This is a genomic window from Streptomyces sp. enrichment culture, from assembly GCF_964272895.1.
Classification (GTDB): domain Bacteria; phylum Actinomycetota; class Actinomycetes; order Streptomycetales; family Streptomycetaceae; genus Streptomyces.
Window position 1 is genome coordinate 5,409,929 of record NZ_OZ186832.1, and the last position, 11,586, is coordinate 5,421,514.

Annotated in this window: 10 protein-coding genes; 9 read left to right on the forward strand and 1 reads right to left on the reverse strand. The window is 72.3% G+C overall.

The features are described from left to right. Nucleotides 1-22: 22 nt before the first annotated feature. The 3 genes from ACSU6M_RS24530 (at nt 23) to ftsH (ending at nt 6,305) form a co-directional block, all read left to right on the forward strand. A complete protein-coding gene (locus ACSU6M_RS24530) occupies nt 23-2,467 on the forward strand; it encodes a [protein-PII] uridylyltransferase (RefSeq protein ID WP_437072348.1) in 2,445 nt (814 codons plus the stop codon). A gap of 85 nt (nt 2,468-2,552) precedes the next feature. Further along, the gene (gene ffh, locus ACSU6M_RS24535) at nt 2,553-4,106 is read left to right on the forward strand and encodes a signal recognition particle protein (protein ID WP_437072349.1); all 1,554 of its coding nucleotides are present in this window, start codon (nt 2,553-2,555) and stop codon (nt 4,104-4,106) included. A 258-nt stretch (nt 4,107-4,364) separates the two neighbouring features. Then, nucleotides 4,365-6,305 carry an ATP-dependent zinc metalloprotease FtsH gene (gene ftsH, locus ACSU6M_RS24540; RefSeq protein WP_437072350.1) on the forward strand — a complete coding sequence of 647 codons (1,941 nt, stop codon included), beginning with the start codon at nt 4,365-4,367 and terminating at the stop codon, nt 6,303-6,305. A gap of 189 nt (nt 6,306-6,494) precedes the next feature. Here the strand turns inward: ftsH and ACSU6M_RS24545 are convergent, their stop codons facing one another. Beyond that, the gene (locus ACSU6M_RS24545; protein ID WP_437072351.1) at nt 6,495-7,352 is read right to left on the reverse strand and encodes an SAM-dependent methyltransferase; all 858 of its coding nucleotides are present in this window, start codon (nt 7,350-7,352) and stop codon (nt 6,495-6,497) included. Between the two features lie 532 nt (nt 7,353-7,884). Between ACSU6M_RS24545 and ACSU6M_RS24550 the strand changes: the two genes are divergently transcribed. The 6 genes from ACSU6M_RS24550 (at nt 7,885) to rplS (ending at nt 11,555) form a co-directional block, all read left to right on the forward strand. Beyond that, nucleotides 7,885-8,481, forward strand: a complete 597-nt coding sequence (locus ACSU6M_RS24550) for a hypothetical protein (RefSeq protein WP_437072352.1) — start codon at nt 7,885-7,887, stop codon at nt 8,479-8,481. 362 nt (nt 8,482-8,843) lie between these two features. Then, nucleotides 8,844-9,266, forward strand: a complete 423-nt coding sequence (gene rpsP / locus ACSU6M_RS24555; RefSeq protein WP_399652217.1) for a 30S ribosomal protein S16 — start codon at nt 8,844-8,846, stop codon at nt 9,264-9,266. A gap of 2 nt (nt 9,267-9,268) precedes the next feature. Continuing rightward, complete coding sequence (locus ACSU6M_RS24560; protein WP_030612780.1) at nt 9,269-9,508, forward strand: RNA-binding protein; 240 nt, start codon at nt 9,269-9,271, stop codon at nt 9,506-9,508. Nucleotides 9,509-9,616: 108 nt separating this feature from the next. Next, complete coding sequence (rimM, locus tag ACSU6M_RS24565; RefSeq protein ID WP_437072355.1) at nt 9,617-10,234, forward strand: ribosome maturation factor RimM; 618 nt, start codon at nt 9,617-9,619, stop codon at nt 10,232-10,234. Further along, complete coding sequence (trmD, locus tag ACSU6M_RS24570; protein WP_437072356.1) at nt 10,234-11,067, forward strand: tRNA (guanosine(37)-N1)-methyltransferase TrmD; 834 nt, start codon at nt 10,234-10,236, stop codon at nt 11,065-11,067. Before rimM ends, trmD begins: the two co-directional genes overlap by 1 nt. 137 nt (nt 11,068-11,204) lie before the next feature. After that, nucleotides 11,205-11,555 carry a 50S ribosomal protein L19 gene (rplS, locus tag ACSU6M_RS24575; protein ID WP_129801596.1) on the forward strand — a complete coding sequence of 117 codons (351 nt, stop codon included), beginning with the start codon at nt 11,205-11,207 and terminating at the stop codon, nt 11,553-11,555. The last annotated feature ends 31 nt before the right edge of the window (nt 11,556-11,586 follow it).

Below are 11,586 nucleotides of genomic sequence, written 5' to 3' on the forward strand. Positions count from 1 at the left end.
ACAGGAGAACAGGAGTCGCTGGGTGACGAGCACGGACGTTCGCACAGAAGAAGAAGGTTCGGAGCCCAGCGGCTACGCGGCGGCCCGGCTGCGCCTCCTCACCGAGGGGGCGCGGTCCGGGCCGCCGCGCCGTTCCGCGCTGGCCGGGCTGACCGACGACTGGCTGGCCGGGCTGTTCCGCGCGGGCGCCGGGGACCTGTCCGGCGTCTCCCTGGTCGCCGTCGGCGGCTACGGGCGCGGCGAGCTGTCCCCGCGCAGCGACCTCGACCTGCTCCTGCTGCACGACGGCACGGACACCGGCGCGGTCGCCGCGCTCGCCGACCGGATCTGGTACCCGGTGTGGGACCTCGGGCTCGCCCTCGACCACTCCGTGCGCACCCCGGCCGAGGCCCGCAGGACCGCCGGCGAGGACCTGAAGGTCCAGCTCGGCCTGCTCGACGCCCGCCACCTCGCCGGCGACCCCGCGCTGACCGCCTCGCTGCGCACCGCCGTCCTCGCCGACTGGCGCAACCAGGCACCGAAGCGCCTGCCCGAGCTCCAGGAGCTGTGCGCCGAGCGCGCCGAACGCCAGGGCGAACTCCAGTACCTCCTGGAACCGGACCTGAAAGAGGCCCGAGGCGGCCTGCGCGACGCCACCGCCCTGCGCGCCGTCGCCGCCTCCTGGCTCGCCGACGCCCCCCGCGAAGGACTCGACGACGCCCGCCGCCGCCTCCTCGACGTCCGCGACGCCCTCCACCTCGCCACCGGCCGCGCCACGGACCGGCTCTCCCTCCAGGAACAGGACCAGGTCGCCGCCGAACTGGGCCTCCTCGACGCCGACACCCTGCTGCGGCAGGTCTACGAGGCCGCGCGCGTCGTGTCGTACGCCAGTGACGTCACCTGGCGCGAGGTGGGGCGTGTGCTGCGGTCGCGAGCCGTGCGGCCGCGGCTGCGGGCCATGCTGGGCGGCGGGAAACAGGTGGCCGAACGGTCGCCGCTCGCCGAAGGGGTCGTCGAGCAGGACGGCGAGGTGGTGCTCGCCCGCGCCGCGCGCCCCGACCGCGACCCCGTGCTTCCGCTGCGCGCCGCGGCCGCCGCCGCGCAGGCCGGGCTGCCGCTGTCCCTGCACGCCGTACGGCGTATGGCCGCCGGAGTGCGGCCCTTGCCCACGCCCTGGCCCGCCGAGGCCCGCGAACAGCTCGTCACCCTGCTCGGCTCCGGCCGGCCCACCGTGGAGGTGTGGGAGGCGCTGGAGGCCGAGGGGCTGATCAGCCGCCTGCTGCCGGACTGGGAGCGGGTGCGCTGCCGGCCGCAGCGCAACGCCGTGCACGTGTGGACCGTCGACCGGCACCTCATCGAGACCGCCGTCCGCGCCTCCGAGTTCACCCGCCGCGTCAGCCGCCCCGACCTGCTGCTGGTCGCCGCGCTGCTGCACGACATCGGCAAGGGCTGGCCCGGCGACCACTCGGTGGCCGGCGAGATCATCGCCCGCGACGTGGCCGCCCGGATCGGCTTCGACCGCGCCGACGTGGCCGTGCTGTCGACCCTCGTACGCCATCATCTGCTGCTCATCGAGACCGCCACCCGACGCGACCTGGAGGACCCGGCGACGGTACGGGCCGTCGCGGAGGCGGTCGGTTCGCAGGGCACCCTGGAGCTGCTGCACGCCCTGACCGAGGCCGACGCCCTGGCCACGGGACCCGCGGCATGGTCGTCCTGGCGCGGCTCGCTCGTCGCCGACCTGGTGAAACGGGTCGCGGCGGTGCTGGCCGGGGACGCGGCGGAGGAGCCCGAGACGGCCGCGCCGACCGCCGAGCAGGAACGGCTCGCCATCGAGGCGTACCGCACGGGCGGCCCGGTGCTGGCGCTGCGCGCGCAGACCGAACCGCCGGGGGAGGAGCCGTCCGGGGAGCCCGAGCCGCTGGGCGTGGAACTGCTGATCGCCGTCCCCGACCAGGCGGAGGTCCTCCCCGCGGCGGCGGGCGTCCTGGCGATGCACCGCCTCGCCGTCCGCACGGCCGAGCTGCGGGCCGTGGACCTGCCCGACGGCATGCCCGGCTCGGTCCTGCTGCTCAACTGGCGCGTCGCCGCCGAGTACGGCTCCCTGCCCCAGGCCGCCCGGCTGCGCGCCGACCTCGTCCGCGCCCTGGACGGCTCCCTGGACGTGGCGGGCCGGCTCGCGGAGCGGGACGCGGCGTATCCGCGGCGCCGGGGAGTGGTGGCGCCGCCCCCGAGGGTGACGGTCGCCCCGGCCGCCTCGCGCCACGCCACGGTGATCGAGGTCCGCGCCCAGGACGCGCCGGGACTGCTCTTGCGCATCGGCCGCGCCCTGGAGGACGCGGGGGTACGGGTGCGCAGTGCGCATGTCAGCACGCTGGGGTCCAACGCGGTCGACGCCTTCTATGTGACGAACGAGACCGGCGTGCCGTTGCCGGGGGAGGAGGCTGCGTCGGTGGCGCGGAAGCTGGAGGAGATGCTGCGGGGGTGACCGGGGGGATCCGGCGACTCGTGCCGCCGGGATACCCTGGAGGGCGATTCATCCGCAGCCACCGACCCCGAGGACCGCGAGCGCCGTGTTCGATACTCTCTCCGATCGCCTCTCAGCGACTTTCAAGAACCTGCGCGGCAAGGGACGGCTCTCCGAGGCGGACATCGACGCCACCGCGCGCGAGATCCGTATCGCGCTCCTCGAGGCGGACGTGGCCCTGCCGGTCGTCCGGACGTTCATCAAGAACGTCAAGGAACGCGCGCTGGGCGCCGAGGTGTCCAAGGCGCTGAACCCCGCCCAGCAGGTTCTGAAGATCGTCAACGACGAGCTGGTGCAGATCCTCGGCGGTGAGACCCGTCGCCTGCGGTTCGCCAAGCAGCCGCCCACCGTGATCATGCTGGCCGGTCTCCAGGGTGCCGGTAAGACCACGCTCGCGGGCAAGCTGGGCCGGTGGCTGAAGGAGCAGGGCCACTCGCCGCTGCTGGTCGCGTGTGACCTCCAGCGCCCGAACGCCGTGAACCAGCTGAGCGTCGTCGCCGAGCGCGCCGGGGTCGCGGTGTACGCGCCGGAGCCGGGCAACGGCGTCGGTGACCCGGTCAAGGTCGCCAAGGACTCCATCGACTTCGCCAAGTCCCGCGTCCACGACATCGTCATCGTCGACACCGCCGGCCGCCTCGGTATCGACCAGGAGATGATGCAGCAGGCGGCCGACATCCGGGACGCCGTCTCGCCCGACGAGATCCTGTTCGTCGTCGACGCCATGATCGGCCAGGACGCGGTCAACACCGCCGAGGCGTTCCGCGACGGCGTCGGCTTCGACGGCGTGGTGCTCTCCAAGCTCGACGGCGACGCCCGCGGCGGTGCCGCGCTGTCGATCCGCGAGGTCACCGGCAAGCCGATCATGTTCGCGTCGAACGGCGAGAAGCTCGACGACTTCGACGCGTTCCACCCGGACCGCATGGCCTCCCGCATCCTCGACATGGGTGACCTGCTCACCCTGATCGAGCAGGCGGAGAAGACGTTCAGCCAGGAAGAGGCCGCCAAGATGGCCTCCAAGCTGGCGTCCAAGAAGGGCCAGGACTTCACCCTGGACGACTTCCTGGCCCAGATGGAGCAGGTCAGGAAGATGGGCAGCATCTCCAAGCTGCTCGGCATGCTGCCCGGCATGGGGCAGATCAAGGACCAGATCAACAGCATCGACGAGCGGGACGTCGACCGCACCGCCGCGATCATCAAGTCGATGACCCCGGCCGAGCGCCAGGACCCGACGATCATCAACGGCTCGCGCCGCGCCCGTATCGCCCGCGGTTCCGGTGTCGAGGTCGGCGCGGTGAAGAACCTGGTCGAGCGGTTCTTCGAGGCCCGCAAGATGATGTCCCGCATGGCCCAGGGCGGCGGCATGCCCGGTATGCCGGGGATCCCGGGAATGGGCGGCGGCCCCGGCCGCTCCAAGAAGCAGCCGAAGAAGGCCAAGGGCAAGCAGCGCTCCGGCAACCCGATGAAGCGCAAGCAGCAGGAGCAGGAGGAGGCCGCCCGCCGCGCGGCCGCCGCGCAGAACGGCGGCGCCTTCGGGCTGCCCGGCCAGCAGGCGGGGCAGGACTTCGAGCTGCCGGACGAGTTCAAGAAGTTCATGGGCTGACCGGGCCGCCGGGTCCCGCGTCGGTCCGGGTTCTACGTTTCCGGGGGCGCCCTCTGCGGGGGGCGCCCCCGGCGTCGTACCGGTGCGGGGTCCCTCCTGGCATACATCCGGTGCCGGGTCCCTCCCGTCGTACATCCGGCGCGGGGTCTCTCCCGTCGTACATCCGGTGCCGGGCCCCTCCCGGCGTACTTCCGGTGCCGGGCCCCTCCCGTCGTACATCCGCATGCCTGTGCGGCTTACGTGTCGTAACGTCCGGATATGACCAATCCGGCGCCGCCGCGTAAGTCCCCCGAGCAGCCCTGGCGCACCGAGGGCGCGCCCGAGGATCCGGCCAGGCCGCCGTCCGGTGGACGCCGATGGCGGGGCGGCTGGTGGAGCCTCGCCCTGACCGCGCTGATCGTCTTCGTGATCGCGAACCTCGTGCTGTCCTTCTTCAGCGAGGGGGACGAGCCGACGATCTCGTACACCGAGTTCAGCCGGCAGGTCGACGCCGGGAACGTCAGCAAGATCTACTCCAAGGGCGACGCCATCCAGGGCGAGCTGAAGGAGAAGCGGGACCGGCCGGACGGCGACGGCAGCTACACCAAGTTCAAGACGCAGCGGCCGTCCTTCGCGGACGACCAGCTGTGGCAGGACCTGAGCAGGAACAAGGTCACCGTCACGGCGGAGCCGGTCGTCCAGCAGCGCAGCTTTCTGGCCAACCTGCTGATCTCGCTGGCACCGATGCTGCTGATCATCCTGGTGTGGGTCGTCATCGCGCGGCGGATGCGGCAGGGGATGGGCGGGGCGGGCGGCATGTTCGGGCGCAAGCCACCGCCGAAGCCGGTCGAGCTGGAGGCGGGGGACAAGCGGACGACCTTCGAGGACGTGGCCGGGATCGACGAGGTCGAGGGGGAGCTGAACGACGTCGTCGACTTCCTGAAGAACCCGGACGCCTATCGCCGGATGGGCGCCAAGATGCCGCGCGGTGTGTTGCTCGCGGGCCCGCCCGGCACCGGCAAGACGCTGCTGGCGCGGGCGGTGGCCGGGGAGGCGGGGGTGCCGTTCTTCTCGGCGTCGGCCTCGGAGTTCATCGAGATGATCGTGGGGGTGGGCGCCTCACGGGTGCGGGAGCTGTTCGCGGAGGCCCGCAAGGTGGCGCCGTCGATCATCTTCATCGACGAGATCGACACCATCGGGCGGGCGCGCGGCGGCGGAGGGACGGTCGGCGGGCACGACGAGCGCGAGCAGACGCTGAATCAGATCCTCACCGAGATGGACGGGTTCTCCGGCTCCGAGGGGGTCATCGTCATCGCCGCCACCAACCGCGCCGACGTCCTCGACCCGGCGCTGACCCGTCCCGGCCGCTTCGACCGGATCGTCAGCGTCTCGCCGCCGGACCGGGGCGGACGGGAGGCCATCCTGAAGATCCACACACGCGACATCCCCCTCGCCGGTGATGTGAACCTGACCCAGGTCGCCCGCACCACCCCCGGCATGACCGGCGCCGAACTGGCCAACCTCGCCAACGAGGCCGCCCTGCTCGCCGTCAAGCGCGGGCAGCGGCAGGTCACCCAGGCCGATCTCTCGGAGGCGCTGGAGAAGGTGCAGCTCGGCGCCGAACGGGCGTTGGTGATGCCGCTGGAGGAGCGGCGCAGGACGGCCTATCACGAGAGCGGGCACGCGCTCCTCGGCATGCTCCAGCCGGGCGCCGACCCCGTCCGCAAGATCACCATCGTGCCGCGCGGCAGGGCACTCGGCGTCACGCTGTCCACGCCGGAGTCGGACAAGTACGCCTACACGGAGGAGTATCTGCGCGGCCGGATCATCGGGGCGCTCGGCGGCATGGCGGCCGAGCAGGTCGTCTTCGGCGTCGTCACGACCGGTTCCGAGAGCGACCTGGAGCAGGTCACCACCATCGCCCGCGGGATGGTCGCCCGCTGGGGCATGAGTGAACGCGTCGGCCGCCTGTCCGCCCTGCCGAACGACGCCCAGCATGCCTACGGGCTCGCCGCCGCCCCGCAGACCCTCGACGTCATCGACGGTGAGATGCGGCGCATCGTCGACGACTGCTACGCCGAGGCATGCCGCAAACTCCGCGACCACCGCGGACAGTTGGACGCCCTCGCGGAGGCGCTGCTGGAACGGGAGACGCTGGAGGAGGCCGACGCGTACCGCATCGCGGGGATCACCCGGCTGACGAAGGAGACGGAAGCATAGCGGCGGGACACCGGGGCCGTTGCCCGGCCCGGCCCGCCCCGCCCCGGCCCGGCCCGCCCCGCCCCGCCGCGCCGCCGCCGTCCTCCTCCGATCAGGCGCGGAAGCCGTTCACCGCTGTCGCACCCGTGTGACCACACGCGTTCGCCCCCAGTGGCCCCCGCGTGATCAGGCGGCGGAAGGAACCCGCCGCTACGGCACCCGTGCGATCAGATAGCGGAAGACGTTCGGCATCCACACCGTGCCGTCCGCCCGGCGGTAGGGGTGCAGGGCCTCGGCCAGCTCCTTGTCGACCTGGTCGCCGCCGGAGGTCGAGATCGCCGTGTCGAACAGGCCGGTGGAGAGCATGCCGCGCACGGCGCTGCCGAGGTCGGCGTACCCGAAGGGGCAGGAGACACGGCCCGAGCCGTCCGGGCGCAGGCCGGCCCGCTGGGCGACCTCCTCCAGGTCGTCGCGGAGCGCGGGCCGCCAGCCGCCCGTGCCGCGGGCGGGATCGGCCGGCCCGAGGACCGTGCGCAGCACCGTGGAGGTGGCGCACCGCTCCGGCGGCCCCCAGCCGGTCAGGACGACGGCCGCCCCGCGCTCGGCCAGCGGCGCGGCCTCGGCGAGCAGACCGGCGAGCCCTTCGGCGTCGCCCGCCACACAGCCGACCGGCTCGAACGCGGTCACCAGGGTGTACGGCGGTGACTGCGGGTCGGCCGCGTCCCGTGGCGGGCCCTGGACGAGCCGGACGGCCACGCGCGCGTGTGCGTCCCCGTCGGCGGGGAGCAGCCGTTCCCGGGCCAGGGTGAGCCGTTCGGGGGAGGAACCGTCGACACCGGTGACGGCGGCGCCGCGGGAGGCGGCCGCCAGCAGCGCGAGCCCGCTGCCGCAGCCGAGGCCCAGCAGCCTGGTCGGCGGCCCCACGTCGAGTCGCTCGTGGACGGCCTCGTGGAGCGGGACCAGCATCCGCTCCTGGATCTCGGACCAGTCACGCGCGCGTGCACGCAGATCCACACGGGAACGCGGTCCCGCAGGGAGCAGGTGCTGCCGCACGAGCGTAGGTGTCATCTAAAGCGCCCCAATCCGCCGAGAGTCGATGCCGGGCGCGCTGGCGCGGCCCGCGTGTCGTGCGCTCGCAGTTCCCCCCGTATGCCAGGTAACTCCCGCCTCGGGGTGGCGTCCAGTGGTAACGGAGCCCCGCTTGGGGAGGAGCGGCGCAAGTGGCCGGATTTCACATTCCGGCAACCTGGACGCGGGCGGAGGTCCGGCCGTCGGAGACCCGAGGGGCGGGGCGGTGGCGGCGGCCCGTGGGGCGCCCGGTAACGTCGCTCCCGCCGTGTGCGCTGAGCGTGGTGTCGGCACGCGGCCGAAACGCCCCTTGCGGGTCCGCGGGGCACCGCCTCCCCGCCGTGCGCGGAGTTCCTACGCGCGGGGTCGTAGGGGTTACTACGCACCGGCTTGGTACGAGGTGCGAGGCTTCTCCGCAGATCAGCGCACCCGCCCTCGTCGGGACGCATCAGCGGCAACTGACGGGTACGTGCAAATTATTTGGGATGCCCCGGAATAGGAACACAGCGGCACCCTGGCTCGTTGTCATTACGTGAGCACGACACAGACACCACCTGTTCTCGCCGCAGAACTGGCACAGGCGTGGGCCGACATTCAGCGGTACCACCCCGAGCTGCCGGACCTTGCCGCGCCCGAGTCACTGATCGGGGAGTCGTCGTCCGCCTGCGGTCACGAGCTCTCCTTCGAACGCCTGCTCCATGAGGCTGTCCATGGCATCGCCGCCGCCCGGGGAGTGCGCGACACCTCCCGGGCCGGCCGCTACCACAACCGCCGATTCCTCGCCATCGCCGAGGAGCTGGGCCTGGACCACCCCGAGGAGCCGCACCCGAGCAGCGGCTTCTCGCTGGTCACGCTCAACCCCGAGGCGAAGCGGCGCTACCGCCCGACGATCGAGCGCCTGCAGCGGGCCCTGAAGGCCCACACGGCGGCGACCTCGGCCGACACCTCCCGCACCTTCCGCGGCCCGGCCGCCCGCCACGGCTCCTCCGGCGGCGGCGTCCGTGTCAAGGCGGTCTGCGACTGCGGCCGCAATGTGCGGGTCGTGCCGTCCGTGCTGGCCCAGGCCCCGATCGTGTGCGGCGGCTGCGGCAAGCCGTTCCGGATCCCGGAGGTCGCGGGCGCGGCGTGACCGGTGGCACAGGTGACCGGCATCTCGTGGCTGCCGGTGTCCTGTGGGCCGCGGGGTCGCCGCAGGCCGCGGACGGCCGTGTCGCAGGGCGGCACGGGTGGGCGCGGCCCCGGGCACCCCGCGGCGCCGGGCGCGCGACGCCGTGACGGCACCCGGAGCGCCGGGTGCGCCTCAGGCATGCCTTCACGCCCCCTCGGTCCGAGGCGGCCCGCAGGGTGTGGCAGAATGGCTAGCTGTACTCGACAGCCGCACAGGACCCCTCTCTCCTCCGGCTGACGCGTCCATCGGGCACTCGGGTACCGCAACCCCACGCGGCATTCTCGCCGTGCCCAACCACGTCAAATCCAGGAGAATCCACTCCCGTGGCAGTCAAGATCAAGCTCAAGCGTCTCGGCAAGATCCGTTCGCCTCACTACCGCATCGTCGTCGCCGACTCGCGCACCCGTCGCGACGGCCGTGCGATCGAGGAGATCGGCAAGTACCACCCGACCTACAACCCGTCGGTCATCGAGGTGGACGCCGAGCGCGTGGCGTACTGGCTGGGTGTCGGCGCGCAGCCGACCGAGCCGGTTCTCGCCATCCTCAAGAAGACCGGCGACTGGCAGAAGTTCAAGGGCGAGCCCGCCCCGGCTCCGCTGCTCGTCGCCGAGCCCAAGAAGGCCCGCCCGTCGTTCGAGGCCCTGGGCGGCGACGACGAGGGCAAGGGTGAGGCCATCACCCAGAAGAAGAAGGCGGAGAAGAAGGACGAGGCTGCCGCCGAGTCCTCCGAGTCGGCCGAGGCCTGAGCATGCTCGAGGAGGCTCTCGAGCACCTCGTGAAGGGCATCGTCGACAACCCTGACGATGTGCAGGTCGCCTCGCGCAACCTGCGCCGCGGACGCGTGCTCGAGGTCCGGGTCCACCCGGACGACCTCGGCAAGGTGATCGGCCGCAACGGCCGCACCGCCCGCGCTCTGCGCACCGTCGTGGGCGCCATCGGCGGCCGCGGTGTCCGGGTCGACCTCGTCGACGTGGACGACGTCCGCTGACGCAACGCAGCACCGGCTCGGGCCGGGGAGGGCCACTGGGCCGTCCCCGGCCCGCAGTCGTATGAGCCGCCGCGAGCGGCTCGTGTTTCCGACAGGAGAGCAAGCACAGTGCAGCTGGTAGTCGCACGGATCGGCCGCGCCCACGGCATCAAGGGCGAGGTCACCGTGGAGGTCCGCACCGACGAGCCGGAACTGCGGCTCGCCCCCGGCGCCGTACTCGCCACCGACCCCGCCTCGGTGGGGCCCCTGACCATCGAGACCGGCCGGGTGCACACCGGCCGTCTCCTCCTCCGCTTCGCAGGCGTCACCGACCGCAACGGCGCCGAGGCCCTGCGCAACACCCTCCTGATCGCCGAGGTCGACCCGGACGAGCTGCCCGAGGAGGAGGACGAGTACTACGACCACCAGCTCATCGACCTGGACGTGGTCACCAAGGACGGCGTCGAGGTCGGCCGGATCACCGAGATCTCGCACCTGCCCTCCCAGGACCTGTTCATCGTCGAGCGGGAGGACGGCAGCGAGGTGATGATCCCGTTCGTGCAGGAGATCGTCACCGAGATCGACCTGGAGGAGCAGCGGGCGGTCATCGATCCGCCGCCGGGGCTGATCGACGACCGGGCCGAGATCGCGTCCACGCGCGACTCCGCCGAGTCCACCCACTCCGCCGAGTCCACCCACTCCTCCGAGTCCGCCGACTCCTCCGAGTCCTCCGGGGACGAGGCCTGATGCGCCTCGACGTCGTCACGATCTTCCCCGAGTACCTGGAGCCGCTGAACGTCTCCCTGGTCGGCAAGGCCCGCGCCCGCGGCCAGCTGGACGTGCACCTGCACGACCTGCGCTCCTGGACGTACGACCGGCACAACACGGTCGACGACACGCCCTACGGCGGCGGCCCCGGCATGGTCATGAAGACCGAGCCCTGGGGCGACGCCCTGGACTCCGTGCTGGCCGACGGCTACGAGGCGGGCTCCTCGGCGCCCGCGCTGATCGTCCCCACGCCCAGCGGACGGCCGTTCACCCAGGAGCTGGCCGTCGAGCTCTCCGAGCGCCCCTGGCTGATCTTCACGCCGGCCCGCTACGAGGGCATCGACCGGCGGGTCGTCGACGAGTACGCCACCCGGATACCGGTCTACGAGGTCTCCATCGGCGACTACGTCCTCGCCGGCGGCGAGGCGGCCGTGCTGGTCATCACCGAGGCCGTGGCCCGGCTGCTGCCCGGCGTGCTCGGCAACGCCGAGTCCCACCGCGACGACTCCTTCGCCCCCGGCGCCATGGCGAACCTCCTGGAGGGCCCCGTCTACACCAAGCCGCCCCTGTGGCGCGGCCGGGACATCCCCGAGGTGCTGCTCAGCGGCCACCACGGCAAGATCGCCCGCTGGCGCCGCGACGAGGCCCTGAGGCGTACGACCGCCAACCGGCCCGATCTGATCGAGCGCTGCGACCCCAGGGCCTTCGACAAGAAGGACCGGGAGATGCTGTCCATTCTGGGCTGGGCGCCGGATCCGGAGGGTGAGCCGTACGGCCGATTTTGGCGGCGGGTCGAGGACGTGGAAGAATAGACCGCTGTTGTGCGTCCGTCCGGCGTGCGCCCCTGCCACAGGGGGACACGACGCACGCTTCGATCCGCACGGCAGTTCCCACCAGAACATCTAGATTCCGTTGATGACCTGTGGCATCAGCGAAGAAAGCAGACGAAATGTCTCACCTGCTCGACTCCGTCGACGCCGCGTCGCTGCGCAGCGACGTCCCGGCCTTCCGCCCGGGTGACACCGTCAACGTCCACGTCCGCGTCATCGAGGGCAACCGCTCCCGTGTGCAGCAGTTCAAGGGCGTGGTGATCCGTCGCCAGGGTTCCGGCGTGCGCGAGACCTTCACGGTCCGCAAGGTCTCCTTCTCCGTCGGCGTCGAGCGCACCTTCCCGGTGCACACCCCGATCGTGGAGAAGATCGAGCTCGTCACCAAGGGTGACGTGCGTCGCGCCAAGCTGTACTACCTGCGCGACCTGCGCGGCAAGGCGGCGAAGATCAAGGAGAAGCGCGAGAACTGATCTCGCGTCGGGGTTCACAGCGGGGCCGGAT

Coding starts and splice junctions, on each gene's coding strand:
- ftsH (WP_437072350.1), top strand. CDS start 4,365: ATGACCAATCCGGCGCCGCCGCGTAAGTCCCCCGAGCAGCCCTGGCGC.
- ACSU6M_RS24545 (WP_437072351.1), bottom strand. CDS start 7,352: ATGACACCTACGCTCGTGCGGCAGCACCTGCTCCCTGCGGGACCGCGT.
- ACSU6M_RS24560 (WP_030612780.1), top strand. CDS start 9,269: ATGCTCGAGGAGGCTCTCGAGCACCTCGTGAAGGGCATCGTCGACAAC.
- trmD (WP_437072356.1), top strand. CDS start 10,234: ATGCGCCTCGACGTCGTCACGATCTTCCCCGAGTACCTGGAGCCGCTG.
- rplS (WP_129801596.1), top strand. CDS start 11,205: ATGTCTCACCTGCTCGACTCCGTCGACGCCGCGTCGCTGCGCAGCGAC.